General features: G+C 60.0%; 23 protein-coding genes and 1 pseudogene. 11 read left to right on the top strand and 13 right to left on the bottom strand.

The features are described from left to right. A pseudogene (locus DBR18_RS28525) lies at positions 1-289 on the top strand (hypothetical protein); the annotation flags it as partial. A 38-nt stretch (positions 290-327) separates the two neighbouring features. Here the strand turns inward: DBR18_RS28525 and DBR18_RS14385 are convergent. Together DBR18_RS14385 and DBR18_RS14380 are read right to left on the bottom strand one after the other, a co-directional pair. Next, positions 328-1,008 carry an RES family NAD+ phosphorylase gene (locus DBR18_RS14385; RefSeq protein ID WP_108590811.1) on the bottom strand — a complete coding sequence of 227 codons (681 nt, stop codon included), beginning with the start codon at positions 1,006-1,008 and terminating at the stop codon, positions 328-330. After that, positions 1,005-1,415 carry an MbcA/ParS/Xre antitoxin family protein gene (locus DBR18_RS14380; RefSeq protein ID WP_007961687.1) on the bottom strand — a complete coding sequence of 137 codons (411 nt, stop codon included), beginning with the start codon at positions 1,413-1,415 and terminating at the stop codon, positions 1,005-1,007. The genes DBR18_RS14385 and DBR18_RS14380 overlap by 4 nt, the downstream gene beginning before the upstream one ends. Before the next feature lie 741 nt (positions 1,416-2,156). Between DBR18_RS14380 and DBR18_RS14375 the strand changes: the two genes are divergently transcribed. Then, positions 2,157-3,083, top strand: a complete 927-nt coding sequence (locus DBR18_RS14375; RefSeq protein ID WP_007961685.1) for a LysR family transcriptional regulator — start codon at positions 2,157-2,159, stop codon at positions 3,081-3,083. Here the strand turns inward: DBR18_RS14375 and DBR18_RS14370 are convergent. From DBR18_RS14370 to DBR18_RS14345, 6 genes are all read right to left on the bottom strand, one after another. Continuing rightward, positions 3,000-3,317 carry an AzlD domain-containing protein gene (locus tag DBR18_RS14370; protein WP_007952614.1) on the bottom strand — a complete coding sequence of 106 codons (318 nt, stop codon included), beginning with the start codon at positions 3,315-3,317 and terminating at the stop codon, positions 3,000-3,002. The two genes, DBR18_RS14375 and DBR18_RS14370, sit on opposite strands and share 84 nt — an antisense overlap. Beyond that, positions 3,296-4,012 carry an AzlC family ABC transporter permease gene (locus tag DBR18_RS14365; protein WP_024164477.1) on the bottom strand — a complete coding sequence of 239 codons (717 nt, stop codon included), beginning with the start codon at positions 4,010-4,012 and terminating at the stop codon, positions 3,296-3,298. The genes DBR18_RS14370 and DBR18_RS14365 overlap by 22 nt, the downstream gene beginning before the upstream one ends. Next, positions 4,009-4,386 carry a GNAT family N-acetyltransferase gene (locus tag DBR18_RS14360; RefSeq protein ID WP_007952618.1) on the bottom strand — a complete coding sequence of 126 codons (378 nt, stop codon included), beginning with the start codon at positions 4,384-4,386 and terminating at the stop codon, positions 4,009-4,011. Before DBR18_RS14360 ends, DBR18_RS14365 begins: the two co-directional genes overlap by 4 nt. Before the next feature lie 79 nt (positions 4,387-4,465). Continuing rightward, on the bottom strand, positions 4,466-5,212 hold the full coding sequence (locus tag DBR18_RS14355) for a 2OG-Fe dioxygenase family protein (RefSeq protein ID WP_007961854.1): 747 nt from the start codon (positions 5,210-5,212) through the stop codon (positions 4,466-4,468). A gap of 232 nt (positions 5,213-5,444) precedes the next feature. Next, positions 5,445-6,731 carry an OprD family porin gene (locus DBR18_RS14350; RefSeq protein WP_108590810.1) on the bottom strand — a complete coding sequence of 429 codons (1,287 nt, stop codon included), beginning with the start codon at positions 6,729-6,731 and terminating at the stop codon, positions 5,445-5,447. A 295-nt stretch (positions 6,732-7,026) separates the two neighbouring features. Beyond that, positions 7,027-7,695 (bottom strand): DsbA family protein, encoded by a 669-nt coding sequence (locus DBR18_RS14345; protein WP_108590809.1) that lies wholly within the window; start codon positions 7,693-7,695, stop codon positions 7,027-7,029. A 256-nt stretch (positions 7,696-7,951) separates the two neighbouring features. Here DBR18_RS14345 and DBR18_RS14340 point away from each other — a divergent pair, with 256 nt between their 5' ends. Next, on the top strand, positions 7,952-10,045 hold the full coding sequence (locus tag DBR18_RS14340; RefSeq protein ID WP_108590808.1) for a TonB-dependent siderophore receptor: 2,094 nt from the start codon (positions 7,952-7,954) through the stop codon (positions 10,043-10,045). A gap of 147 nt (positions 10,046-10,192) precedes the next feature. On the opposite strand, the gene DBR18_RS14335 is transcribed toward DBR18_RS14340, so the two are convergent. The 3 genes from DBR18_RS14335 to DBR18_RS14320 all read right to left on the bottom strand — a co-directional run bounded on the left by DBR18_RS14335 (position 10,193) and on the right by DBR18_RS14320 (position 14,904). Next, positions 10,193-10,405: a hypothetical protein gene (locus tag DBR18_RS14335; RefSeq protein ID WP_108590807.1), complete on the bottom strand. Its 213-nt coding sequence runs from the start codon at positions 10,403-10,405 to the stop codon at positions 10,193-10,195. Positions 10,406-10,650: 245 nt separating this feature from the next. Next, positions 10,651-11,757, bottom strand: coding sequence for an agmatine deiminase (gene aguA, locus DBR18_RS14330; protein WP_108590806.1), 1,107 nt, complete (start codon positions 11,755-11,757; stop codon positions 10,651-10,653). A gap of 234 nt (positions 11,758-11,991) precedes the next feature. Further along, a complete protein-coding gene (locus DBR18_RS14320) occupies positions 11,992-14,904 on the bottom strand; it encodes an aminotransferase (protein WP_108590805.1) in 2,913 nt (970 codons plus the stop codon). 240 nt (positions 14,905-15,144) lie between these two features. On the opposite strand from DBR18_RS14320, the gene rfbB reads away from it, so the two are divergent. From rfbB to betT, 8 genes are all read left to right on the top strand, one after another. After that, positions 15,145-16,227: a dTDP-glucose 4,6-dehydratase gene (rfbB, locus tag DBR18_RS14315; RefSeq protein ID WP_108590804.1), complete on the top strand. Its 1,083-nt coding sequence runs from the start codon at positions 15,145-15,147 to the stop codon at positions 16,225-16,227. After that, positions 16,224-17,099 carry a glucose-1-phosphate thymidylyltransferase RfbA gene (gene rfbA, locus DBR18_RS14310; RefSeq protein WP_108590803.1) on the top strand — a complete coding sequence of 292 codons (876 nt, stop codon included), beginning with the start codon at positions 16,224-16,226 and terminating at the stop codon, positions 17,097-17,099. Before rfbB ends, rfbA begins: the two co-directional genes overlap by 4 nt. Beyond that, positions 17,096-17,641: a dTDP-4-dehydrorhamnose 3,5-epimerase gene (gene rfbC, locus DBR18_RS14305; protein WP_108590802.1), complete on the top strand. Its 546-nt coding sequence runs from the start codon at positions 17,096-17,098 to the stop codon at positions 17,639-17,641. The genes rfbA and rfbC overlap by 4 nt, the downstream gene beginning before the upstream one ends. Next, a complete protein-coding gene (rfbD, locus tag DBR18_RS14300; RefSeq protein ID WP_108590801.1) occupies positions 17,638-18,507 on the top strand; it encodes a dTDP-4-dehydrorhamnose reductase in 870 nt (289 codons plus the stop codon). Before rfbC ends, rfbD begins: the two co-directional genes overlap by 4 nt. A gap of 33 nt (positions 18,508-18,540) precedes the next feature. Then, positions 18,541-20,349 (top strand): ATP-binding protein, encoded by a 1,809-nt coding sequence (locus DBR18_RS14295; RefSeq protein WP_108590800.1) that lies wholly within the window; start codon positions 18,541-18,543, stop codon positions 20,347-20,349. Further along, a complete protein-coding gene (locus DBR18_RS14290; protein ID WP_108590799.1) occupies positions 20,346-21,734 on the top strand; it encodes a sigma-54 dependent transcriptional regulator in 1,389 nt (462 codons plus the stop codon). Before DBR18_RS14295 ends, DBR18_RS14290 begins: the two co-directional genes overlap by 4 nt. Continuing rightward, positions 21,731-22,186, top strand: a complete 456-nt coding sequence (locus tag DBR18_RS14285; protein ID WP_108590798.1) for a thioesterase domain-containing protein — start codon at positions 21,731-21,733, stop codon at positions 22,184-22,186. Before DBR18_RS14290 ends, DBR18_RS14285 begins: the two co-directional genes overlap by 4 nt. Before the next feature lie 305 nt (positions 22,187-22,491). Further along, a complete protein-coding gene (gene betT, locus DBR18_RS14280) occupies positions 22,492-24,453 on the top strand; it encodes a choline transporter BetT (RefSeq protein ID WP_177482389.1) in 1,962 nt (653 codons plus the stop codon). A gap of 24 nt (positions 24,454-24,477) precedes the next feature. Here the strand turns inward: betT and DBR18_RS14275 are convergent, their stop codons facing one another. After that, entirely contained in the window at positions 24,478-24,738 is a 261-nt protein-coding gene (locus tag DBR18_RS14275; protein WP_025110994.1) for a hypothetical protein, read from the bottom strand. Positions 24,739-25,051: 313 nt separating this feature from the next. Next, on the bottom strand, positions 25,052-26,089 hold the full coding sequence (locus DBR18_RS14270) for a LacI family DNA-binding transcriptional regulator (RefSeq protein ID WP_108590796.1): 1,038 nt from the start codon (positions 26,087-26,089) through the stop codon (positions 25,052-25,054). Between the last annotated feature and the right edge of the window lie 146 nt (positions 26,090-26,235).

The following is a 26,235-nucleotide window of genomic DNA, read 5'->3' as shown; positions in this document are numbered from 1 at the left end:
AAGGCAAGTGAAGCGAAATGACTACCTATCAAGATCTGAAAACTCTCGGTCTCACCCATTTTTCTTCACAATCCAATCAAGCGATGTTCCGCACAAATCACGGTTAAAGCGGCCCTTTCCCACGCCACCCACTCGCTTCACATCTCACGATTGCTCACTGCGGACACTTCAGTCTCGCGGTCCTGATCTTCACGCTTATGCCCAGCAGTATTTACAGGAGTTAAGTACGGCACTGATTGATGATGTGGTGAAAGTAATGGATACGCCGTCCGACAAGCCGTTGATGTAAACACCGATGCCCTTGCAGATGCGAGGGCATTTGGCATTTCAGACCTGACTGATCTCAAGCACAAACGAAATCTTCTGCTGACTCGCACTCCACACATAGCGCAGATGCTTGCCCTGCTTTGGAATCGACACCGCCGGGGGCCTGAATGCGGCAACACATTCGTGGCCCGGCAAACGGACGCTGTTGTACAGCAAGCCCCAGGATTGAGACTCACGCAGTTGTCGGGCAAACGTCTGGGAAGGACCATAGGCGTCTGGATCGGGTTGATGTAAATCGGGAAAGTCGTGACGAACATCATGCAGCGGTTTCACCACGCGATTGACGTAAGTACGCATGGTCAACTCAAGATCCACCTCGTTGGTGGCCGCAAGGAAACGTTCCTGGTGATAGCAGGTTTCGGCGATGGCGGCGGCCTGGCTGCTGGCGGCGTAGTAGACGCCGAAGGTGCCATCGGTGAAGCGGCTGCTTTTGCCGATGTGGGTAAATGCCGCCATCACCGGCGTTGAACCGGGGCCGGAGAGTCGGTCTTCGGGGCGTACGCGGGCGAGGACGCCGGCCTGTTCGATCAGGCGATCATTGGTCAATGCTTCCAGCGCGTAGGCGATTTCCAGGTCTTCGGGATCGAGCACGTCTTCGAACAGCGCAATCGGCGGGAAGCTGCTGTTGACGATCCGATAAGCCTTGGGCCATTGCGGCTCGGCCAGCGGCGGGGCCTTCAACCGCGCACCCCATCGAGGTAGCGGCGCACGTCGGCAATGTCGACCACCCTCCCCGCCAGCATGTAATCCAGCGCCGTTCGCCCATTGAATGGCGCAGCCGTGTTAGGGCTACTGACCCACGTATAAGCGCGTTCGCGACTGTTGCTGAAGATGATGCTCAACGCCTTGTGGATACCCATCAGGTACGAGATGCGCTCCAGCGTGTCGTGCGGCAGGCGAATGTTCGGCGGCAGGTGTTTGTACTTGTAGAACGTGGTGTTGCCGACGCCACCCAGCAGCGTGCGTTGCTGCTCGGCGTTGCAGCCCCAGCGCTCCATGAGGTTGAAGAAAAACTTCAACGCCACGCGCCCGGCTTCGGGGACGTCGAGTTGTTCACGCGGGGTGAGGGCTGGGGATGAGGTAGGCATGTTCGTCCTTTTTAACTGTCACGCAACTTGAGCGTAGTACAAATATGAATATTTTCCATGAAATTATTCGCATACGAATAAACGCCTAAGAATTCCCAAGTTGACACGTTAATGTTCCGTGGCAGAGGATCTGCCTCAAGAGCGCGAAACCGACTGCCATCAGGTGGCGATAGTCGGCGTTAGGAACCCCGTTGATGACCTGAAGATCAGCGCTCGGGTGAGACCTCTACCCTTGTTTAAGGGAGCAAAAAGCCGACAGCAATGTCGGTTTTTTTATTGCCTGGTTTATTTGAGCATTTCGCTTGCCTAATCGAAGTGCTGGCGAATTTTCCCTATGTGCATTCACATGCGGACGCTCTTCAGCGCCCCGTGAATGGCAGCTCCAGAGTCGCAACAACCTGGTGAAGAAGAAATTGGAAAGCATCCCTGATGCTAAGGGTACTCGCGCTCAAAGCTGAAAAATATGCGCCTATCTCGCCGGGGAAATTACAGGAGCCATAAGCCGTTTCTCCTCGAAAAACCCTCCCTGCGCACCAAAACCACGCACTTTTCTTGACCCCAATCACCCCCACGTCATCAAAAATCCCGATCCTGTGTCAGCTTCCAGCCATCGGCGGGGACATCAATTCGCTACTAAACCCGCGACAACTATGCTCAGGTGCTGGAATATAGCCGGCATATGACGGCGGATCGGCCGTCTCGTAAACAACAATACCCAGCCCACTTCAGAGGGCATTACCCATGGATAGCAGAACCTTACGCAACCTCATGCGCATCGTGCAGACCGGCTCGTTGTCGGCCGCAGCCGAGCATTCGTGCCTGACTGTGCAGGCCCTGGCCGCGCAGTTGAACAAGGTCGAAGAGCAGTTCGGTTTCCGCTTGTTTCGTCGTTCCAACAAAGGGCTGACGCTGACGCCACAAGGCACTGAGCTGACGCCCTACATGGACAAAGTGCTGATTGCCACGCGACAGATGGAAGAAAAGGTCGAGGCGCTCAAGGTGCCCGGCCAGCGCACATTGAAGGTTGCGTTGAACAACACGTTGTCGTCTGACTTCAACCGGCGAATGATCGGGCGCCTGATCGAGGTGTTTCCCGATTACCAGATGGAATTCAGCTACGCCGAGTCGATGGAAAACCTCAGCAAGCTGAAGAACGAGGACTTTGACCTCGCAGTGCTGATCGGCCCGCAGCGGCCGGGTTTGCCGAGTATTGTCCTGCCGGATGTGCAGGTGCAGGTGGTCGGTGCCCATTGCGGGCAGGAAAACGATCCACTGACGTTGCTGGGCAACAAGTTTCAGGTGCGTCCTGCGGAAGATTGTCCGTATTCCCACAGCTTTTTGCGTTTTCTCGACGCAGGCCTTGGCAATCACGAGAACGGTCAGCGCATGGTCTATTCCTGCAGCGAGACCCTGACGCTGTCGTTGATCACGCAGATGGACGCGGTCGGCATGGTGTCTCGTGAGGCCGCGCAAAAGAACGGCCTGACGATTTTTCCCGGTTTCGAGGATTTCCTCGAAGTGCGACTGGCGGTGAACAACCCGAACCTGTCGGGCCAAGCCCTGAACGACGTGGTCGATCTGCCGCTACATGAACGAGCCGAGCGCAATGTACGCAGCCGTCCCAACCGCCACACTGAGAAAGAGGTTTTTGCTGAAATACGCACATAACAGCGTCGGAATGGCTGCATAAAATTCCGGGCGATCGAGCTGTATGTGCTGATCCTTGATCAACAAGGGTGTCAGGCTGATCGCAGCGACGATCGCCACCGGCAGGTATTCCAGCGCTCGTGCAACGAATGGCGGCCAGTGCTCGGTGTTGACCTGCAGTGGCAGCGCGCGTGGCAGAAAGGTCACGGCCATCATCAGCGCGACCACCAGGATCAGGAACGTCTGGTCAGGCATACACCCACTCCGCAGCCCACAAACGTGGCGATGAATACATTGAATGGCGAAGTGCCGACCAGGCTCAGTGCGCCCATGCACGCCACGGCAGCTGCTGCGGCGATGAGTTTGTTGCGGGTGTTGCACAGCGACACCAGCACGTAGAGCATCATCGCGGTCAATGCGTAGTCGAGCTGATATTTGATCAAGTGCGACGCATATTGCGCGCAGACGGCGCCCAGCAAGCCGCCCAGTACCCACGAGGTGTGGCAGAACAGGTTGAAGCCGATCAGATAACGGATGTTGACCGGCGCGCCGGTGCCCAGTTTGACGCTGTGAAACGCAAAGGACTCGTCGGTCAGGCCACCGGCATAGGCCCAGCGTTCCATGCGGCTCAGCCCCAGTGCGCGCAGGGCTTTGGCCATGTACACCGACATCAGCATGTGCCGCGCGTTGATCAGAAACGTGGTCAGCACGATGGTGGTCAGCGAAGCCCCACTGGAGATCAGCGCCAGCGCGGCAAATTGCGAAGCACCGGCGTAGACGAACAGGCACATCGCAACCGGCAGCCACATCGGCAGCCCGGCGTTGACCGCCATCAGCCCGAACACGAACGACACCGTGAAATAACCGGCCACCACCGGGCTGGCTTCGGCAAACGTGCGCGATGGCTGATGGGCAGCCATCAGCGGCGCACTGCCGGACGTTTCATTCATAGATCCCTCTCAAATGTCCGCTCGCCGTGGGGTTCGCAAAAACCCTGGGCAGTCCAGAATCGCTTGCCCGCGAGGTTAGCATCGTCGACGAACAGAAACATCCGTAATACACCGACCCGCTTCATGTCGGCCGACGCCGCTTCCACCAGCCGCTGACCGACGCCCTGGCTGCGATAGCGCAGGCTGACCGCCAGATGGTTGATGGTGCCGCGGCTGCCAAGCATGCCGCCGAGCACCGCGCCAACGATCTCGCCCTCCACATCGAAGGCCAGATAGGCTGTGGTGGTCTTCTGGATCAATACACCGCGCAGACATTTCGCGTCCTGCCACTCACAGAACGACACTTCGTCGAACTGGCGGAAGAAGCGCTCCATGCGCTGCGCGTCCTTGGCGGTGGCGCGTCGCAGCACCACCGGCGTCGAGCACTCGACGCCATCGATTGGGGTGATCTGATTAGCGAACAATGTCGAAAGCGGTCCCGGGCCGCGAGAAGGAAATCGCCAGAATCTGCCGGTACGCCATCGCATGAGTGTGCGTATTGCGGGCTGGGGTCACGTAGTGGCGCATATCACGATCAAGGAAGTAGGTGGTGTCGAGAATTTCCTGGTAGGTGGTCGACGCCAATTGATGCTCGTGGATATCGTAAAGACGACTCTCCGCCCCCTCGACATTGTTGCGTCCCCAGAAGTGCACGCCGCTGAACGGATAACCGTCGCAGTGAATCCCTTCCGGGGTGATTTCCAGTTGCTTGCCGGGTTTGATCTCGATACGGATCTGATGGATCTGGCACTGCCAGATTTCATCGTGCAATTCTTCCGGCAGCACGCTTTTGTACACTTCAAAATCGGTGTCGATCAGGCTGCGCATCACCGGCGAAGTAATCACTTCATCGGAGAAGTCCTGGAAGTGCCGTACAACACCGCCCACATAGGCGTTGTTTTCTTTGGACTGAACGTAGGCGCGATGCTCCAGTTGCTTGAGTTCGCGTGTTTTCGGGTTGTACTCGAAGTCGCTGTAACGACGGTAACGCATGCCGGCTTCGGCCTGACCGTAATAGCTGTCAGGCTCCATGTTTTCCCAACTTTTGGTCAGTCTGACGAAGTCGGCAAAATGACCGTAGAGATTGAAGTCACCACCCTGGACGTTGACATATTTGTCGCGCCGTAGCGATTCGCCCACTTCTCTGTTCAAAACGATCATTACCAAATTCTCCGCTGCGTTGAGCGGCCTAATCTATTAGGTGGAGAATTTGCGTCCATGAGAAAGAATTTCAGGCATTTAAAGCCCTGTTTGAAACGGTACTTGAAGACGCTTGAAAACAACTTTTACGTGACAAAAACACGGGTTTTTTACGGTTTTTGCAGAAAAGACCTCGAAAAAAAACCCCGAGGTAAGTCGGGGTTTTCTCATGTTTCTTACACCCGATCGTTCATCAGAAGATGTTGATCGGGTAGTCCACGAATACACGCAGCTCGTTGCCGCTGACGTTGTACTCGCTGGATTTCTGCGACACACGCAGGATCGAGCTGCGCAGTTTCACGCTCAGATCTTTAGCCGGACCGCTTTGTACGACGTATTTGACCTGGTTGAAGATCTCGCGCTCGGTACCGCCTTCGCTGGTGGAGGTGGTGATGTTGTCGCCACGCACATAAGCGAAGTTGTAGCTCAGACCCGGTACGCCAAATGCGCCGAAGTCCAGACCGTAGCCCAACTGCCAGCTGCGCTCGTCTTCAGCGTTGAAGTCCGACCAGTAGGAGTTGGCCAGGTAGATAGTGTTGCCACCGTCACCGACACGACCTTGCTCTTTCTGATAGCCGCCGTAGGCGTAGCCCAGGTTGCTGTCGCCGGTGGAGCGCTGGTGCGCCACGGTGAACGAGTGAGGGCCGGTGGCGAACGTCGCTGCCAGGCTCCAGATCTTGTTGTCATCGCCGGTAGCGCCACTTTCGCGGACGTAAGAGTCGTCCAGCTTGGTGCGATAGCCATTGAAGTCCAGGGTCAGGGACTGATCCTTGTCGATCGGGAACACGTAGTTGGCGTTCACGTATTGCTTCTTCAGCACGTCCTCGACGTCGGAAGCGTACAGCGCCGCCTTGAATCGTTCGGTGAACTGGTAGCTACCGCCCAATACGTTGATCGCCTTCAGACCACCGCTGTCACGGCCTTCAGCGCTTTTGCGCGACTCGGCAGTGAAACGACCGGCGTCCAGTTGCAGGCCTTTGATCTCTTTGGAAGTAATCAAGGTACCCGTGTAGCTTTCCGGCAGCAGACGCGAGTTGTCGTAGTTCAGCACCGGCAGAGCCGGCATCTGGTCGCCGTAGGTCAGCACGGTGTTGGACAGACGGAATTTGACCGCAGCACCGCCCTTGGACAAGTCGTTGGCAGGTTTGCCGCTGTCGCCACGCTTGAAGAAGTCGATGCCGCCGGCACCGCTGCGATCTTCGCTGCGCTCCAGGTTCAATGCGTACAGACCGAAAGCATCGACACCGACACCGATGGTGCCTTGGGTGAAGCCGGACGAGAACGTACCGATGGCCGCTTGGCCCCACTCGGATTTGTCCGCGTTGCCGTCTTTGTAATCACGGTTGATGTAGGCATTGCGCAGCAGCACTTTGAGACTGCTGTCTTCTACAAAACCCTTGGACTCGGCCTGGCCGTCAGCCATGGCCTGTGTGGCACTCAACATCCCCAGTGCGATCAGACTGATTCGCTTGTTCAACATTTTGTTTTCCTTATTACGGGTTGAAACGCGCTGTGTCGAACGGCTGAAACGGCGCTATTGCACTCTTTTTTCACCCCGAAACAAAAAGACCCGCCCACGGCAAGACCGTGTCGGGCCCTTTTATTATTTTGAGTCATGGCGGTTGGCCACAGGCGTTGGGCCGAATCGTAGCCGCGCCCTCAATAATGTGTCAATTTCAAGAATCGTCTTTAAATAGGTAAAAATCGTCTAAGAATCGTAAATTTTGCGATAGCGCATTGCTCGGAAATGCGCTGAGCCAGTGAATCCAGTGCGATTACGCGCAGCCGTCGAGACGGCATTGCGCGGCGGATTGTCCCGGCTCAACCGCGACCACCGCTTGTCCCAACCAGTCGGCGAAAGCCTGCGGCTTGCCAAGCCATGGGCTGATGTCGATCAGGGTGAATTGCCCGTCCTGCTCCAGCGCCAATGTCGGAAAACCCTGGCCGCCCAGTCGCGCCAAGAGTGCACGGCTGGCTTTTACATGCGCGGTCGTATCAACGGACTTAAACGCAGCCGCAAAGGTGGTCTCGGCGTAGCCCAACTCACTGGCGAGTTCGAAAAGCACGGATTCTTCGGCAATCCGCCGTCCTTCAACGTAATGCGCCGTTTGCAAACGCCCAAGCAATTGAAGGCCGCGGCCGTCGATGGACTCTGCCGCCATTACCGCCGCAATCGGCGGGGTCGAATCGAAAACCGCCGAGTGATCGCGCAGGAGACCTTCGAAATACGCCTCACCAAAGGGTTGCCCGGTGTACTCGGCAATACGCCGATCATGGGGCATGACGTAGTCGCGCAGTTGCGGCGAAACGCGCTGACGGTTCGCACCGCTCATCATTCCGCCGGCATGGCCAATGACCGGCAGCACTTGCTGCGCCGCTTGCACCAGCGGTTTGGCGCCGTAGCACCAGCCGCACAATGGGTCGTAGATGTAATGAAGGATCATGGGAGGACTCCGGCAGGCAATCAGGAAAAATCGATGGCGGCAGATTATTCCTCCGCGCATAGGGGAAAAACGCCGGTATGGCTTTCAGACTGTTTCGCGTATCGGTCGAATGAACCGATCGGTCAGGTTGTATCGAGATCGACACAAATTGAAACAATCCCGCAAAGGAACTTTTCAGGAATAAATTACGGAAGCAAATGTAAAGCATTACCATTCGCGCGTTTGAATTTCCCTACCCTTTCGGATGCGCTTTTTCATGCCTGCCCCGTTCCGTCTCACGCCCGTTACCCTTGGATTGTCTGCCGTTCTGTCCAGCGGTTTTGCTTACTCCGCCACCGAATTGCCCGCCACCGCAATCAGCGCCGAAGAACAAGCGGAGGACCCGCGCGTCAAGATCAGCAACACCGCGACCCGCACCTCCACCCCGGTGCGTTATGTGCCGCAGGCCATCGACTCGATCAAGACCGCGAACGTCGCCGACTACGGCACCAATGACATCGGCGATGCCTTGAGCGGCATTCCCAACGTCAGCAGCAGCGCCGACACGCGCTTCGACAGCCTGCGCATCCGCGGCTTCGACGCCAGCAACGACTTTTATCTGGACGGCATTCGCGACGACAGCCAATACAAGCGCGACCTGCACAATATCGAGCGGGTCGAAGTGCTCAAAGGTCCGGCAGCCGTACTTTATGGCCGTGGCAGCCAGGGCGGGATCGTCAACCGCGTGAGCAAGCTGCCCGAGTTCGGCCGTCGCTCGACCATCGAGGCCCAGGGCGGCACCGAAGACCTGCGCAGCCTGTACGCCGACCTCAGCACCGACCCCAGCGAAAACCTCAGCCTGCGCCTGAACATGGGCAACATGGATGAAAACAGCTTTCGCGACGGCGTCAGCGGCAACCGGCAGTTGTTCGCGCCATCGATGAGCTGGCAACTGACCCCTGACCTGAACTGGCTGGTGCAATACGAATACAGTCGCTACAACCGCACCCCGGATCGCGGCATTCCCGGTGTGAATGGCCGCCCGGCGGACGTTGGTCGCGACACTACTTACGGCAACGATCACGATTTCATCGACGACAAGGCGCAATCCCTGCGCTCGAAACTCACCTACGAGTTCAACGACGCCTGGCAACTGCGCCAGACCTTCGGCGTGTTCAAGCTCGACAGCGATTTCGACAACACCTACCTGACCGGCTTCGATCCGAAAACCAACAAGGTTGCGCGCCAGCACTGGCAGCAGGACCTGACCACCCGCAACGTCTACAACAACCTCGAACTGGAAGGCGGATTCGATACCTTTGGCCTCGAGCATCGCCTGTTGACCGGCGTCGAGATCGGCAGCCAACGCCGCGATCCGAAGTTGTACAACGCCGCCACCGGCAAGACGCCCGGCGCACAACCGGTGCCGTCGCTCGACCTGTTCAACCCCAACCGCGAGCTGCGCCACACCGGCAGCCTGCAAACGTTCAGCGACAGCCACACCGAAGTCGAGAGCCGCGCAGTCTACGTGCAGGACCAATTGCGCCTGAACGATCAATGGCAACTGCTGGCCGGCCTGCGCTACGACACGTTCGATATCGAGTCGACCAACAAACTCAAGAACATCACCGAAGACCGCGACAGCCACAGCACCAGTCCGCGTTTCGGGATTGTCTGGACGCCGCTGCAGAACCATTCGTTCTACGCCTCCTGGTCCAAGACTTTCTCGCCGGTGGGCGGCGGCCTGATCGGCATCACTCCGGGCGCTGCCGGCAACACCAATGACTTGAGTCCGGAGCTGACCAAACAGAAAGAAATCGGCGTGAAGAGCGACTGGCTCGATGATCGCTTGAGCACCACGCTGGCGGTCTACGACCTGGAACTCTACAACCGCCGCACCAGCGATCCGAACGATCCGACCCTGACCGTCATGACCGGTTTGCAGCGCTCACGGGGCGTCGAGCTGACCGCCACCGGCAAACTGGTCGGCAACTGGTACATGCGCGGTGGCGTCGGCGTGCAGGACACCACCATCGAGAAGGACAACAACGGCCTGGAAGGCAAACGCGTCAACAACGTGGCCAAACACAACGGCAGCCTGTTCCTGACCTGGAAACCGGAGATGGGCTGGTACGGCGAAACCGGCTTGACTCTGGTCGGTCAGCGTTATGCCGACAACGCCAATACCACCGTGCTGCCGGGTTATGGCCGCTGGGATGCGCTGCTTGGCTATCGTTTCAAGGACTGGGATTTACGCGCGGCGCTGAACAACATCACCGATCGTGAATACTACGCCTCGGCCACCAGCCAGTATCAGATCCAGCCAGGCGCACCGCGCAGCGTGGTGATGACCGGCACCTACAGTTTTTAAAAAAAGGATCAAAAGATCGCAGCCTTCGGCAGCTCCTACAGGCACACCACCCCATGTAGGAGCTGCCGAAGGCTGCGATCTTTTCTGTTTTCCATAAAAAAGCGCCGCCATCCCGGCAGCGCTTTCAGCAATCCTTGTTGTTTTTTCTTATCCCTGCATTACAGCCCATAACGCTTCCAGTTCGGCCTCGCTGAACAGGCCAGCGGGGTAGCGCTCGATCATCATCCGGCGCGGATCAGGTTCCCTGATCTGACGCGTTCCGTTGGATTTCAAAAAGTGCGCGACAATCTGGAGCGATTCACCGTTTACGACCATGGGATGCATATTCCGCTCGCTGACTACGTTCACTTCGGCGTTCATTTCAGCGCTCTCTCCCCGTTCGTGAGCGGCTAAGTTATCCAAGGTTTATGACAGAACTGTTGAAGTTCCCCCCTCTCCCTAGTGCGCGTAGTCCGATACAAGAGCTATGCCAAGGTCGGCGTATTGTCGACAAGCGGATACAAAGAAGCCCGCAGTCCAGTGGGGCCGCGGGCTTCTGCGCATACATAGCAAGCTAATCTTCACTTGATTGATTTATTAATCAACTCAAGCTGTTACGTCTCAACTCACTCTTTGTGCGGCGCGGGTTGCTGTTGGGTAAGGCAGTGGATATTGCCGCCACCCAGTAACAATTCACGGCCCGGCACCATCACCACTTCGTGCTGCGGGAACAGCGTCTGCAGGATTTCCCGCGCCGGGGCATCCATTGGATCGTCGAAGCTCGGCGCGATGATGCCGCCGTTGACGATCAGGAAATTCACGTAGGAACCGGCCAGGCGCACGGACGGGTTACGCTCCTGCGTACCGTCAACCGGATCGACACCGGCGCACTCTTCTTCGGTGGCGTACAGCGGCCCCGGAATCGGCATCTTGTGCACCGTGAACGGGCGACCTTTGGCGTCGGTGCTGCTTTGCAGCACGTTCATTGCGGCCTGGCAGCGCGGGTAGTTCGGGTCCTGCGGATCGTCGGTCCACGCCAGCAGCACTTCGCCCGGGCGCACGTAGCAGCAGAAGTTATCCACATGGCCGTCGGTTTCGTCGTTGAACAGGCCGTCCGGCAGCCAGATGATCTTGTCCACAGACAGATTGTCGCGCAGCACCGCTTCGATCTCTTCGCGGCCCAGATGCGGGTTGCGGTTGTGATTGAGCAGGCACTCTTCGGTGGTGATCAGCGTGCCTTCGCCATCGACGTGAATCGAGCCGCCCTCGAGCACAAAACCTTCGGTGCGATAACGCGGGCTGCGCTCGATTTCGAGGATCTTGCCACCGACCTGCGAATCACGGTTCCACGGCGAATACAGACCGCCCTCGAAGCCACCCCAGGCATTGAAATCCCAGTTTACACCGCGCACTTCACCGCTGTTATTGATGACGAAAGTAGGGCCGCTGTCGCGCACCCAGGCATCATCGCTGGACATCTCGACCACGCGGATATTCGGCACGTCGAGGCGCGCGCGAGCATTTTCGTACTGGCCGGCGGACACGGCGACGGTCACCGGTTCGAAACGCGCGATGGCCTTGGCCACGGCAGCATGGGCCGCCTGCGCCGGCTTGCCACCCAGGCGCCAGTTGTCCGGACGCTCGGGCCAGATCATCCAGGTCTGGGTCTGCGGCGCCCACTCGGCCGGCATGTAGAAGCCATCGTCACGCGGGGTACTTTTCAAAGTGGTCATCGGCACAGGACTCCTGGGGAACCGTCGAAGGGTTACAAAGCAATGGCGACTTTATAACCGATAAATATCGGCATTAAAAGCTAGCCAACAACCGAACATCTAAAATCCCACAACAATTATCGATATAAATCTGAATCCCTGTAGGAGCTGCCGCAGGCTGCGATCTTTTGGCTTTGCCTTTGAAAAGCCAGATCAAAAGATCGCAGCCTGCGGCAGCTCCTACAGGGGTATGGGTTACAGGCCTTCTTCGAGCACCTGATCCAGCATGTCGACGAAGAAATCCACACTGCGCCGCGAGGTGACCATCGGCGGTTTGATCTTGAGAATGTTCAGGTCATCTCCGGTCGGCTGCATGAAGATCCCCAGCTCGCGCAAGCGATCGCACAACAGCGTGGTTTCTTCGGTAGCCGGCTCCAGGGTCTCGCGATTGCGGATCAACTCCACGCCCAGATAAAACCCGGAACCGTGCACCGCGCCCACCAGCGGATGTTTATCGATCAAGGCTTCCAGCCGCGCCTTGAAATGCCCACCGACCACCTGGGCGTTTTCCCAGAGTTTTTCTTCTTCCATCACATCCAGCACCGCCATGCCGATCTGGCAACTCACCGGACTGCCGCCAGCGGAGGAAAAGAAGTAGCCCTCGGCTTCCAGCGCTTCGGCGATTTCCCGGCGCGTAATGACGGCGCCGAGCGGCTGACCGTTGCCCATGCCCTTGGCCATGGTAATGATGTCCGGCACCACGCCCTGCTCTTCGAAACCCCAGAAAAAATGGCCCATGCGTCCGTAACCGACCTGTATTTCGTCGGCGATGCACACCCCGCCCTGGGCACGTACCAACGCATACACTTGCTTCAGGTAATTGGGCGGCAGGGAAATACCGCCGGCGTTGCCATACACCGGCTCGCAGATGAACCCGGCCAGTTGACGCTTCTGCGCGGCGATATGCGCCAGTTGCGCTTCGACGCTACGCACATAACCCGCCGCAGAATCGAGGCCACGGAATTCACCGCGATAGATATTCGGCGCGGTCACCGGATGCACCCAGTCAGGGCGACTTTCAAGTGCACGCGGATTGTCGGCGATTGACGTCGATACCGCATCGGCACCCACCGTCCAGCCGTGATAAGCCTCAAGCACGCTGAGCATGTCGCGGCCGCCGCTGTAAGCCCACGCCAGGCGGATCGCCAGATCGTTGGCCTCGCTGCCGCTGTTGACCAGAAACACCCGGTCCATGCCTTCCGGCGCCAGGTTCAGCAAACGTTCGGAGAACTCCGCCACGGCTGCATAGTTGAATCGCGAGTTGGTGTTGAGCAGCGACCACTGCCGCGCTGCCACCTGCGCCATGCGCGGATGACCATGACCGAGCACCGCGACGTTGTTGAGCATGTCGAGGTAGGAGCGGCCCTGCATGTCGATCAGGTGATTGCGCCAGCCGCGTTCGATGCGCGGCGGGTCGACGTAATAGTGTTTTTGCGTGCGGGCGAAACTGGCGTCTCGCCGCTCAAGCAAGGTTTTCGCGTCCAGCTCCGGCTCGGCATCGCAGGCCAGGCCCAACAGCGTCGCCGGTGACGGACACAACCCCTGCCACGCAGCCGCGCGCGAAGGGCTGCAGAACAACGGCGCATCCAGCGAAGCGACGCGGCTCAACTGCACAAGCAGTGGCCCATTGACCGCACCCAGCACCTGACCTTTGACCAACGCCGCGCCACTGTGCAACGAGGCGTTCACGCCCCACAGGCGCACGCTCAGCTGCGGCCCGTCGAGTTGCAGCACACCGTACGGCGCGTGATGCAGCACACCGGCAAACGGCGCTTCCACGGCCGAACCCTGCGGCACGCGCAGTTCAACGTGCAGCGGGAAGGTCTGGGGTTCAACCGCACTGTCCGCTCGCGTCTGCGACAAGCGATATTGCCCGTAACGACTCGCCGCCAGGCCATGCGCGGCGGCAGCTTCAGTCAGCAGTCGCTGATCGATGCCCTCCTGCTCCCAGTTGCCCGCCTCGAAATGCGGACTCAGAACGCCAAGATCGATCAGCGCGAATTCGCGCCCGACCAGTTCCGGCAGCAAAGGTGCGAAGCCATCACTGCCAATGGCCGGCAGCGACTGGCCGACCGCCGTGAGGATCGCCGCTTCCATCAGCGCCAATGGCACCGAAGTCGCCACGTGGAAAATTTCCCATTCGTGGCCAAGGTTGTCGCGGCTGTAGGTGTTGCCCGGGTCGATGCTGACCTGCTGCTCGCCACTGAGTACCAGCACCGCCGCCCGCGCAACGATCAGCGGCCACAGTGCCTGCAACTCTTCGTGCTGCAGCGGATTGACCGCGTGATAGGCCTGCACCGCCGGCAGAATCACGAACGGATCACCACCGGCATGGTGCAGCAACGCCGCGCAGGTCACCGACAGATCGGTGATGCGCCATGTGCGCACCAGATCGCCAAAATCGATCACGCCCTGCAATTGCCAATGACGTTTGGCATCGCGTTGCCACACGGCGTTGTCATCGGTGATGTCCATGTGAATCGCCTGCACCGGCAGTTTGTCCTGCAACGGCTGCAAGCGGCGTTCGGCCTGTTCGGCCGCATCAGCGATCAGTGCGCGTTGCTGTTCATCCTTGATCACCGGCAGCAGATGGTTGATCAGCGCACTGGCGTGGCGTGCATCCCATTGCAGCGTGCGCGCAAGGCCCGGGTGATCGAAGCCGGCCAGCGCCAGGTCCATCTCGCCACACAGCCGCCCGAAACCGGCCACCACCTCCTGGCCCAGATGCTCAAGATGAGTCAGCGACTGGCCTTCGATGTAGTCCAGCAGCCGCACGTGTACCGGCCCGCCGTTGGCCGGCAGCGACAACAGGTCTTCGCCATTGATGGCCGGGATCACCTTGGGTACGTGTATCGATGAATGCTCGGCAAGGTATTTGAGGCCTGCATGCTGGGCCTGCAGCTCCACCAGCGCGTAATCGCCACGGCAGATTTTCAGGACAAAGCGCCCACGCTCACTGTCGACCCGGTAATTGAGGTCCTGCTGACTGCCCAGCGCCTGTAACGTGCCGCTGAGGCCGTAATGCTCTGCCAGCCACTGCCGGGCCAGTGCCTCAGAGACCTGCGGGCTGGGCAAACTGGCGCGATGAATCAACGTGGCGAGCGGCATGGAACGACCCCTGAAATTTTATTAGGCGCCTATATCGCCATCGGCTCGAAGGATAATCAACCCCCGACCGGTGAGCGTACCCTCGGCCATGTGCGAATCGGCAACGCCCGTGCGTCGAATATCCAGCGGCAAAACGCGGCGCAGACAAAATAGCGGGGGCATCCCTCTTGCACCGCCCCTCACCTGCCGACAAGCTATGCTCCACTCGCTTTATCGTCTTACGGAAAAAGGCCAACCTGCATGCGTATTCTCATCACCGGTGGTGCCGGTTTCATTGGCTCCGCACTGGTTCGCCATCTGATTCGCAACACTGACCACGAGGTGCTTAACCTCGACAAACTGACCTATGCCGGCAATCTGGAGTCCCTGACCAGCATCGCCGACAACAGTCGTTACGAATTCGTCCAGGCCGACATCGTCGACCAGCCCACGGTGAGCGCCATCCTGCAGCGCTTCCAGCCTCATGCGATCATGCACCTGGCTGCCGAATCCCATGTCGACCGCTCCATTGACGGTCCGTCGGAATTCATCCAGACCAACATCGTCGGCACTTACAGCCTGCTGGAAGCGGCCCGAGCCTACTGGTCAGGGCTGAGCGAGCCGCGCAAAAGCGCTTTCCGCTTTCACCATATCTCCACCGACGAGGTCTATGGCGACCTGCATGGCGTCGATGACCTCTTCACCGAAAACACGCCTTATGCGCCGAGTTCGCCTTACTCCGCGAGCAAGGCCGCGTCCGACCACCTGGTCCGCGCCTGGCAGCGCACCTATGGCTTGCCGGTCCTGCTGACCAACTGCTCGAACAACTACGGGCCGTATCACTTCCCGGAAAAACTGATTCCACTGATGATCCTCAATGCCCTGGCAGGCAAACCGCTGCCGGTGTACGGCAATGGCCAGCAGGTACGTGACTGGCTGTTCGTCGACGATCATGCGCGGGCACTGCTCAAGGTGGTCACCGAAGGCGTGGTTGGCGAAACCTACAACATTGGCGGCCACAACGAGCAGAAGAATATCGACGTGGTAAACGGCATCTGCGCGCTGCTCGAAGAGCTCGCCCCGCACAAACCGCAAGGCGTCGCCCGGTTCGCCGACCTGATCACGTACGTCGAGGATCGTCCCGGCCATGATCTGCGTTATGCGATCGACGCCGGCAAAATCGAACGCGAGCTTGGCTGGGTGCCGGAAGAAACCTTCGAGAGCGGACTGCGCAAGACCGTCCAATGGTATCTGGACAACCTCCAGTGGTGTGCTCGTGTCCAGGACGGCAGCTACCAGGGCGAACGCCTCGGTTTCACGGATATCAAGGATCTGCACGCATGATGAAAGGAATAGTTCTGGCCGGTGGCTCCGGTACGCGGTTGCATCCGATCACACTGGGTGTATCGAAACAGCTGTTGCCGGTCTACGACAAACCGATGATCTATTACCCGATCTCGGTACTGATGCTGGCCGGCATCAAGGACATCCTGGTGATTTCCACCCCCCAGGATCTGCCGCAATATCGCAATCTGCTGGGCGACGGGAGCCAGTTCGGCGTGTCGTTCAGTTATGCCGAACAACCGTCCCCGGACGGCCTCGCCCAGGCCTTTCTGATCGGCGAGCAGTTTATCGGTAACGATCCGGTTTGCCTGATCCTCGGCGACAACATTTTCCATGGCCAGTATTTCGGCGAGCAGTTGAAGAAGGCTGCCCAGCAAAAGGCGGGCGCAACCGTATTCGGCTACTGGGTCAAGGATCCGGAGCGTTTCGGCGTGATCGATTTCGACAGCGAGGGGCGCGCGCTGTCCATTGAAGAAAAACCGGCGAAACCAAAGTCCAGCTACGCCGTCACCGGGCTGTATTTCTACGACAACGATGTGATCAGGATTGCCAAGGCGGTCAAACCCTCGCCCCGTGGCGAACTGGAAATCACCGACGTGAACAATGCCTATCTGCAGCGAGGCGATCTGCAGGTCGAGCGCTTCGGTCGCGGATTCGCATGGCTGGATACCGGCACCCATGACAGCCTGCTGGAGGCCTCTCAGTACGTGCAGACGATCGAACACCGGCAGGGCCTGAAGGTCGCGTGCCTGGAAGAAATCGCTTATCAGAACGGCTGGATCACTCGCGATTACCTGCTCGAACGCGCCCAGTATTTCGGCAAGACCGGATATGGCCAGTACCTGTTCTCGATTGCCGGAGACCACCAATGAATGTCATTGAAACCGGCCTGCCGGGTGTCGTGATCATCGAGCCGAAGGTATTCGGTGACGAGCGCGGTTTTTTCTATGAAAGCTTCAATGCCAGGGCGTTCGCTGAAGCGACGGGAGTAAACGCCCGGTTCGTCCAGGACAACCACTCGCGTTCGCAAAAAGGCGTGTTGCGAGGCCTGCACTATCAGCTGGAAAACACCCAGGGGAAACTGGTACGGGTGACCGTAGGGGAAGTGCTGGATGTGGCCGTGGACATCCGCCGCAGTTCGCCGAATTTCGGCAAATGGGTCGCCGTACGCCTGTCCGCCGACAACCATCGTCAGCTCTGGGTTCCGGAAGGCTTTGCCCACGGTTTCGTCGTGCTGAGCGAGGTGGCCGAGTTTCTCTACAAGACCACCGACTACTACACGCCGTCGGCCGAACGCAGCATTCGCTGGGATGACCCGACATTGGCCATCGACTGGCAATTGCAGGAAGCGCCGAAGCTGTCTGCCAAGGATCAGGACGGCAAAAGCCTGCAAGAGGCCGACCTGTTCCCATGAAAATCCTTATCTGTGGTCGCAATGGACAGGTCTCGCAGGAGTTGCAGGCGAGCCTGGCCGGTCTCGGCAGCCTGGTGGTACTGGGGCGCGACCGCCTCGACCTCGCGCAACCGGCGCAAATTCGCCAGCATGTCAGGCAAGTCGCGCCTGATCTGATCATCAACGCAGCGGCGCATACCGCCGTCGATCAGGCACAGAGCGAACCGGAGCTGGCGTTCGCCATCAACGCGACCGGCCCCGGCATCCTGGCCGAAGAAGCCGCCTCGCTGGGCGTTCCGCTGATTCATTACTCCACCGACTACGTATTCGACGGCAGCAAGCACGAGCCTTATGTCGAGTCCGACGCGCCCAATCCGCTGGGCGTCTACGGTGCAAGCAAGCTGGCCGGCGAGCAAGCCATTGCCGCCGTTCATGAACAACATCTGATCCTGCGCACCAGTTGGGTCTATTCGACCCATGGCCGCAATTTCCTGTTGACCATGCAGCGCCTGCTTCAGGAAAAACCCGAGTTGCGGGTCGTCGCCGATCAGATCGGAGCGCCGACCTGGGCCGGTAGCATCGCCCGCAGTACCCGCGCACTGATCGAGCGCTGGCAAGCCGGTCAGCCGGGGGCCTGGGGCACCTACCATTTGACCGCACAAGGTGAGACATCCTGGTTCGGCTTCGCCCAGGCCATCGGCAACGCGCTGCGTGAACAAGGCAAGCCTTGCGCAACGCTGCTGCCGATTCCCTCCAGCGACTATCCGACGCCTGCCGCCCGGCCATTGAACTCGCGTCTGGATTGCAGTCGTTTGCAACGCGAATGGGGCGTCAGTCAGCCCGACTGGCAAACCGCGCTGCATGAGTGTCTTGCCCGGCAAGCCTAGGCATAATGCGCCTGTACCCACAGGCGCACGCTCATGAAACCAACCCAACCCCGGCGTCCCCGTTGGCGCAGCCTCGCCCTGCTGGCCCTATGTCTGGCACCGCTGCTGTGGCCGCTGGAACATCTTGCCGAGCGCTATTACCGCAGTGAACTGGCCGGGCAGAACCGCCAGACCCTCGACCTCTACGTCGCCAACCTGCTGGGCACCCTGCACCGTTACGAAGTATTACCGCAGATTCTCGGCGACCTGCCGGCGCTGCGCGCCGTGCTCGGTGCACCGGACGACGGCGTCACCCAGGGCAATGCCAATCGCCTGCTGAAAAACATCGCCGCCCAGACCGGCGCCGAAGTCATGTACCTGATGGACACCAGCGGCCAGACGCTGGCGGCCTCAAACTGGGACAAACATGACAGTTTCGTTGGGCGCAACTTCTCCTTCCGGCCGTATTTCAGCGAAGCGATGGCCGGACGCCTCGGACGCTTCTTCGGCCTGGGCACCACGTCGGCCAAGCGCGGTTACTTCTTCGCGGCGGCAGTGCGCAACGGCGAAAAGATCATCGGCGTGCTGGTGATCAAGGTCGACCTGGACCATACCGAAAGCCTCTGGGGCAAAACCCCGGAACAACTGCTGGTGACCGACCACAACGGCGTGGTGATCCTCACCTCGCGCCCGGAATGGCGCTTTCGTTCGACCCGCGTCCTCAGCGACAGCGAGCGCGCTGCCATCACCGCGATCCAGCCCTACCCGACCCGCGAGCCGCGCCCGTTGAACCTCAGCCCCAGCGCGTGGCTGATCCAGACCCACGACATCGCGGAAACCGGCTGGAGCGTGAGCATTCTCGCCCCGCGCACCCTCATCGACCGCCCGGTGCGCACCGTCGTGGCCATTGGTGGCGCCACCCTGCTGGTGGTGATGTTGCTGCTTGGCCTGATGATGCAGCGCCGTCGCCATTATCTGGAGCGCATCGCTTTCGAGGCCAAGGCGCGACGTGAACTGGAAGGCCGGGTCGCTGAACGGACCAGCGACCTCGAAGGCCTCAACCGGCGCCTCAAGGAAGAAGTGCTGGAGCGTGAACAGGCCCAGCAGGAGCTGGTGCGCGCCCAGGACGATCTGGTCCAGGCCGGCAAGCTGTCGGCACTGGGGACAATGTCAGCGAGCATCAGCCACGAACTCAATCAACCGCTGGCGGCGATCCGCAGCTACGCCGAAAACGCCGAAGTGCTGCTCGATCATCAACGCACCGACGACGCCCGTGGCAACCTCAAACTGATCAGCGAACTGACCGGGCGCATGGCTTCGATCATCGCCCACCTGCGAGCGTTCGCCCGCCGTGATCGCCACGCGCCGGAGAGCGTCGCCCTGCAACCGGCGCTGGACGATGCGTTGGCGTTGCTGGCCAAGCGGCGCCGCAGCATGGAGGTCGAACTGATTCGCGATCTGCCCGCCGCTACGCTGTGGGTCGAGGCCGGGGAAACCCGCCTGCGTCAGGTGCTCGGCAACCTGCTCGCCAACGCGCTGGACGCCCTCACCGAAAAAGGCCCGCCGCGCAAACTGTGGCTGAGTGCCGAATCCACCGCCGAGGGCGTCAATCTGTACATTCGCGACAACGGCCCGGGCTTCTGCATGGAAGCCCTCGGTCGCGCCAGCGAGCCTTTTTACACCACCAAGACCCGCACTCAAGGCCTTGGTCTGGGCCTGGCAATCTGTGAAACCCTGATGCGCGCCTTCGGCGGTGAACTGTCGTTTGCCAACCACAAGCAAGGTGGCGCCTTGATTACCCTGCGCCTGCGCGCCGGCGCGCCCGGGGTCAGCCTGCAACCGTCCGAGGATCGAAGTGCATGACCATCGACAATCGCATTCAGGTAGTGCTGATCGACGACGATCCGCACCTGCGTCAGGCCCTCGGTCAGACACTGGATCTGGCCGGCCTGAAAATCCTTCCGCTGTCCGAAGCCAAAGGCCTGGCCGCACAACTGGAGCGTGACTGGCCCGGCGTAGTGGTCAGCGACATCCGCATGCCGGGCATGGACGGACTGGAATTGCTCAGCGAACTGCATGCGCAGGATCCCGAGCTGCCGGTGCTACTGATCACCGGTCACGGCGATGTGCCGCTGGCGGTGCAGGCGATGCGGGCCGGCGCCTATGACTTTCTGGAAAAGCCGTTCGCCAGCGATGCCCTGCTCGACAGTGTGCGCCGTGCCCTGGCCCTGCGCCGACTGGTACTGGACAACCGCAGCCTGCGCCTGGCCCTGAGCGACCGCAACGAATTGAGCGCGCGACTGGTCGGCCATTCGGCGCCGATGCTGCGCCTGCGCGAGCAGATCGGCGCGCTGGCCGCGACCAAGGCCGACGTGTTGATCCTTGGTGAAACCGGTGCCGGCAAAGAAGTCGTGGCCCGGGCGCTGCACGACTTGTCGAGCCGGCGCAACGGCCCGTTCGTGGCGATCAACGCCGGGGCACTGGCCGAATCGGTGGTCGAAAGCGAACTGTTCGGGCATGAACCGGGTGCCTTCACCGGCGCGCAGAAACGCCGGATCGGCAAGTTCGAATTCGCCAACGGCGGCACACTGTTCCTTGATGAAATCGAAAGCATGAGCATGGACGTGCAGGTAAAACTGCTGCGCATGCTGCAAGAGCGCGTGGTCGAACGGCTGGGTGGCAATCAGTTGATCCCGTTGGACATCCGTGTCATCGCCGCGACCAAGGAAGACCTGCGTCAGGCGGCCGATCAGGGTCGCTTTCGCGCCGACCTGTATTACCGCCTCAACGTCGCGCCGCTACGCATTCCGCCACTGCGCGAACGCGGCGAAGACGCGCTGGTGCTGTTCCAGCATTACGCTGACGAAGCCAGCGCCCGCCATGGTCTGCCGCCCCACGAACTGCAACCGGCGCAACGGGCGCTGCTGCTGCGCCACCCTTGGCCCGGCAACGTGCGCGAGCTGCAGAATGCGGCTGAACGTTTCGCCCTCGGCCTGGAACTGGCGCTGGACGACAATCAGGCGAGCACCAACGCCGACAGCCGCGTGCAAGTGCTCGACGGCGGCCTGAGCGAGCAAGTGGAGAATTTCGAGAAGTCGCTGATTGCTGCCGAACTCGCACGCTCGCACAACTCGGTACGCAGCCTCGCCGAGGCCTTGGGCATTCCGCGCAAGACCCTGCACGACAAGCTGCGCAAGCACGGCTTGAATTTCGCTGACAGCGCCAGCCATGGAGACGAAAACGAATGAGCCGCGACGCTGCTTACCTGCAATCGATCCTGCACCACGACATTCCCCTGACCCGGGACATGGGCCTCACGGTACTCGACTGGCATGAGCAGCAATTGCGCCTGCGCCTGCCGCTGGAGGCCAACATCAATCACAAGAGCACGATGTTCGGCGGTAGCCTCTATTGCGGCGCGGTTCTGGCCGGTTGGGGCTGGTTGCACTTGCGGCTCAAGGAAGAAGGCATCGATGACGGGCACATCGTGATTCAGGAAGGGCAAATCAGCTATCCGCTTCCCGTCACCGAGGACGCCACGGCGATCTGCCCGGCGCCGGATGCAGCGGTGTGGAAGAAGTTTCTGACGATGTACCGGCGCTACGGACGCGCTCGCCTGACCCTGAACACGCGCATCGTCAACGCTGCGAGCGATGAAGATGCCGTCAGGTTTACCGGGCAATATGTGCTGCACCGCTGACGCAGTGACAGGCCTTGTTTGAATAATGGCCATCAGCCAATTTTCTACTGAACGAATCCCCGCAAACCCGCGTCATACCCCTCCTTGAGCTAGCGTAGGAAAACTACCGCTTGGCCGTGCGATTAGTCCTTAGCGCCCCATCCATGTTTAACTTGAACGTTCATTCAAGTTAAACCGGTGGTTCGCTGCCCGCTCACAACAGGAGGCTTGCCTTTGCTGAGTCCGATCATTTCAGCCACGTTTCAACCCCTCGAGGTGCACGTTTCATGAGTGCATCGTCCACCCCCGCCAGCGGTCTGGTACGCATGAATCCGCCGGTGTTCTACTTCGCCGCGACGGTCATTCTGCTGTTTGGTCTGGTTGTCATTGCCATGCCGCGAGAGGCCGGCGCCTGGTTGCTGGCCGCACAAAACTGGGCGGCCAACACGGTCGGCTGGTACTACATGCTCGCAATGACGCTGTATCTGATCTTCGTGGTGGTCACCGCGTTGTCGGGCTACGGCAAGATCAAACTCGGTGCCGACCACGACGAACCCGAATTCAGTTATCTGTCCTGGGCCGGCATGCTGTTCGCCGCTGGGATCAGCATCACGCTGTTTTTCTTTTGCGTATCCGAGCCACTGACGCACCTGGCCCAACCGCCACAAGGCGAGGCCGGCACCGCCGATGCGGCGCGCCAGGCGATGCAGATCCTGTTTCTGCACTGGGGCCTGCACGGCTGGGGCGTGTTCGCCTTTGTCGGCATGGCGCTGGCCTATTTCGCCTACCGGCATAACCTGCCGCTGGCACTGCGTTCGGCGCTGTACCCGTTGATCGGCAAACGCATCAACGGCCCCATCGGTTACGCGGTGGACGGCTTCGGCATCATCGCCACGGTGTTCGGTCTGGGTGCCGACATGGGTTTTGGTGTGCTGCACCTCAACTCCGGTCTGGACTACCTGTTCGGCATCGCTCACACCCAATGGATTCAGGTCGGCCTGATCACCCTGATGATGGGGGCGGCAATCATCGTCGCCGTCTCCGGTGTCGATAAAGGCGTGCGGGTGATGTCCGACATCAACATGCTGCTGGCCTGTGCGCTGCTACTGTTCGTGCTGTTCGCCGGCCCCACCCAGCACTTGCTCAATACCTTGATCCAGAACCTCGGCGATTACCTCGGCGCCTTGCCGATGAAGAGTTTCGATCTCTACGCCTACGACAAACCGAGCGACTGGCTCGGCGGCTGGACCGTGTTCTACTGGGCCTGGTGGATTGCATGGTCGCCGTTCGTGGGCCTGTTCATCGCACGGATTTCCCGCGGCCGCACCATCCGTGAATTCGTCTTCGGCGTGCTGCTGATTCCGCTGGGTTTCACCCTGGCGTGGATGTCGATCTTCGGCAACAGCGCCATCGATCAGGTGCTCAACCACGGCATGTCGGCACTGGGGATGTCGGCCCTCGACAATCCGTCGATGAGCCTTTACCTGCTGCTGGAAACCTACCCGTGGAGCAAGACCGTCATCGCGGTGACGGTGTTCATCAGCTTCGTGTTCTTCGTCACCTCGGCCGACTCCGGCACCGTGGTGCTCTCGACCCTGTCGGCCAAGGGCGGCAACCCGGACGAAGACGGGCCGAAATGGCTGCGGGTGTTCTGGGGCGCGATGACCGCGCTGATCACCAGTGCGCTGCTGTTCTCCGGCAGCATCGATGCACTGAAGTCGGCGGTGGTGCTGACCTCGCTGCCGTTCTCGATGATCCTGTTGCTGATGATGTGGGGCCTGCACAAGGCGTTCTATCTGGAGTCGCAGAAGCAGATCGCGCAGTTGCATTCGCTGGCCCCGGTCTCCGGTTCACGCCGTGGCAAGGGTGGCTGGCGTCAGCGTCTGAGCCAGGCCGTGCACTTCCCGTCACGCGACGAGGTGTACCGCTTCATGGACACCACGGTGCGGCCGGCGATCGAAGAGGTGACGGCAGTGTTCGCCGAGAAAGGCCTGAACGTGGTCACCCAGCCGGATCCGGCGCACGACAACATCAGCCTGGAAATCGGTCATGGCGAACAGCATCCGTTTGTCTACCAGGTGCAGATGCGCGGCTACTTCACGCCGTCGTTTGCGCGCGGAGGCATGGGTTCCAAGCAACTGAACAACCGCCGCTACTACCGCGCTGAAGTGCACTTGAGCGAGGGCAGTCAGGACTACGATCTGGTGGGCTACACCAAGGAGCAGATCATCAACGACATCCTCGACCAGTATGAACGCCACATGCAGTTCCTGCATCTGGTGCGTTGATCAGCGGCTGGGCGCCGGGACGTTTCACGACTCGGCGCTCAGCACCATGAACAACACCATCGCCGCCATCGGCACCCCGAACACCGCACTGCCCACCGCGATTTCCGACCCCAGCGGCTGCCCGGCATGCACCACCCCCACCGCGCCATTGATCACCGTCAACGCCAGCCACAGCGCGGCGAAACTGTAGGCCAGCGTCTGCCGGCTGAAGCCAATGCGCTCGCCGATGTAGAGCATCAGGGCGAGCAGGACCAGGCCGAAGAAGATGATGATGGCGGTGTGCATGATCGGGGTCTGCCTGATAGGGATGTGTTGTTTGGCGGGACCTCATCGCGAGCAGGCTCGCTCCCACAATGGACCTCGATTGTTCACTGATTCCGTGTTCACCGCAGATCCCTATGGGAGCGAGCCTGCTCGCGATAGGACCAACTCGGTGTTTTTTAGAGCATAGCCAATTCAGTCCACATCCATTCAAGCCAGGCTCAATCGTTGGCATAACCAAGAACCTGTAGGAGCTGCCGCAGGCTGCGATCTTTCGCTTTTAAAAGCCCGAATCAAAAGATCGCAGCCTGCGGCAGCTCCTACAGAAGCATGTGCGTCAGGTACTTTCGCGCTCGATCATTTGGCACTGCAGCAGGTTCAGCCGCTGCACATCATCGCTCGGCAACACCCCGAGGCTTTCCAAAACCCGTGTTGCCGCCAGTACGCCAATCTCCAGTGCCGGCGGTTTGATCGTGCTCAGGCTCGGCAGCAGCATTTCGGCGAAGGGGTAATCGCCGAAGCCGAGCACGGCGCAGTCTTCGGGGATTTTGAGGCCGGCGCGTTGTCCGGCGAGCAGGCCGCCGGCGGCGAGGTTGTCGTTGGCGAAGATAATCGCGTCGGGGCGGGGAGCGGCGCTCATCAGCGCTTCCATCGCTTGCTTGCCGGCTTCGAACGGCGCGCGGTCGGCGTCCGGGGCAAAAACCCACGGCTCAAGGCCGAACCCGCGCACGGTCGCGGCGTAACCGTCGCGGCGTTCGAGGGCACTGAGGTCACCGGGAGCGCTGTTCTGCACGAAGGCGATGCGGCGATAGCCTTTGTCGTGCAGATAACGGGCAGCGGTCACGCCGACCTCATAGTGCGAAAAGCCGATCTGCATCGGTTCGCGATCCGGCTGGTAATCCCAGGTTTCGATCACCGGAACATCCGCTTCGGCGATCATCTTTTCCGTGCCCGAACTGTGAAAGTGGCTGGTCAGCACCAGCGCTGCCGGCGACCAGCCGAGAAACGCGCGCACGGCGTTTTCTTCCTGCTCGGTGCTGAAGTAACTCGACGCCAGCAGCAACTGATAACCGTGGCGGCTGAGGGTGTCGCTGAAGCCCTGAATGGTGTTGGCAAAGATCGGCCCGGAGATGTTCGGGATCACCATGCCGACGATCCTCCCCCGCGCTGAGGCCAGCCCGCCGGCCACCAGATTCGGCACATATCCCAACTCGGCCACCACCGCCGCAATTCGCTCGCGACGTTCCGGCGAGACGGTTTCCGGTTGATTGAAATAGCGCGACACGGTAATCGCCGACACCCCCGCCTCGCGCGCCACCGCATTGAGGGTCACGCGTCCGGCACCACGGCGTTTGCGGGGCTTTTCCTGACTCAAGGCTCGATCCCTCTTAAAAACCAAAACGCATATAAAAGTAATTTTTCAGTATTGGACGCTCTATGCCCAGCTTGCCAATACTGGCGATGTTAGCGCTAACAAAGCGCTTTGTCTGCTACTCGCTCGAGCGAATGCCCAAGACACCG

Source organism: Pseudomonas sp. HMWF021 (assembly GCF_003061005.1).
Taxonomy (GTDB): domain Bacteria; phylum Pseudomonadota; class Gammaproteobacteria; order Pseudomonadales; family Pseudomonadaceae; genus Aquipseudomonas.
The sequence above is the reverse complement of the archived record's forward strand: the minus strand, read 5'-3'. Positions and strand labels throughout refer to the sequence as shown.

Excerpts from the sequence above, each read along its gene's own strand:
- rfbD (WP_108590801.1), top strand. The coding sequence starts at position 17,638 with ATGAAAATCCTTATCTGTGGTCGCAATGGACAGGTCTCGCAGGAGTTG.
- DBR18_RS14380 (WP_007961687.1), bottom strand. The coding sequence starts at position 1,415 with ATGCCTACCTCATCCCCAGCCCTCACCCCGCGTGAACAACTCGACGTC.
- DBR18_RS14295 (WP_108590800.1), top strand. The coding sequence starts at position 18,541 with ATGAAACCAACCCAACCCCGGCGTCCCCGTTGGCGCAGCCTCGCCCTG.
- DBR18_RS14370 (WP_007952614.1), bottom strand. The coding sequence starts at position 3,317 with ATGCCTGACCAGACGTTCCTGATCCTGGTGGTCGCGCTGATGATGGCC.
- DBR18_RS14345 (WP_108590809.1), bottom strand. The coding sequence starts at position 7,695 with ATGATCCTTCATTACATCTACGACCCATTGTGCGGCTGGTGCTACGGC.
- rfbC (WP_108590802.1), top strand. The coding sequence starts at position 17,096 with ATGAATGTCATTGAAACCGGCCTGCCGGGTGTCGTGATCATCGAGCCG.
- DBR18_RS14355 (WP_007961854.1), bottom strand. The coding sequence starts at position 5,212 with ATGATCGTTTTGAACAGAGAAGTGGGCGAATCGCTACGGCGCGACAAA.
- DBR18_RS14320 (WP_108590805.1), bottom strand. The coding sequence starts at position 14,904 with ATGCCGCTCGCCACGTTGATTCATCGCGCCAGTTTGCCCAGCCCGCAG.
- DBR18_RS14365 (WP_024164477.1), bottom strand. The coding sequence starts at position 4,012 with ATGAATGAAACGTCCGGCAGTGCGCCGCTGATGGCTGCCCATCAGCCA.
- DBR18_RS14340 (WP_108590808.1), top strand. The coding sequence starts at position 7,952 with ATGCCTGCCCCGTTCCGTCTCACGCCCGTTACCCTTGGATTGTCTGCC.
- aguA (WP_108590806.1), bottom strand. The coding sequence starts at position 11,757 with ATGACCACTTTGAAAAGTACCCCGCGTGACGATGGCTTCTACATGCCG.
- betT (WP_177482389.1), top strand. The coding sequence starts at position 22,492 with ATGAATCCGCCGGTGTTCTACTTCGCCGCGACGGTCATTCTGCTGTTT.
- DBR18_RS14375 (WP_007961685.1), top strand. The coding sequence starts at position 2,157 with ATGGATAGCAGAACCTTACGCAACCTCATGCGCATCGTGCAGACCGGC.
- rfbA (WP_108590803.1), top strand. The coding sequence starts at position 16,224 with ATGATGAAAGGAATAGTTCTGGCCGGTGGCTCCGGTACGCGGTTGCAT.
- DBR18_RS14290 (WP_108590799.1), top strand. The coding sequence starts at position 20,346 with ATGACCATCGACAATCGCATTCAGGTAGTGCTGATCGACGACGATCCG.
- DBR18_RS14285 (WP_108590798.1), top strand. The coding sequence starts at position 21,731 with ATGAGCCGCGACGCTGCTTACCTGCAATCGATCCTGCACCACGACATT.
- rfbB (WP_108590804.1), top strand. The coding sequence starts at position 15,145 with ATGCGTATTCTCATCACCGGTGGTGCCGGTTTCATTGGCTCCGCACTG.
- DBR18_RS14360 (WP_007952618.1), bottom strand. The coding sequence starts at position 4,386 with ATGGAGCGCTTCTTCCGCCAGTTCGACGAAGTGTCGTTCTGTGAGTGG.
- DBR18_RS14350 (WP_108590810.1), bottom strand. The coding sequence starts at position 6,731 with ATGTTGAACAAGCGAATCAGTCTGATCGCACTGGGGATGTTGAGTGCC.
- DBR18_RS14335 (WP_108590807.1), bottom strand. The coding sequence starts at position 10,405 with ATGAACGCCGAAGTGAACGTAGTCAGCGAGCGGAATATGCATCCCATG.
- DBR18_RS14275 (WP_025110994.1), bottom strand. The coding sequence starts at position 24,738 with ATGCACACCGCCATCATCATCTTCTTCGGCCTGGTCCTGCTCGCCCTG.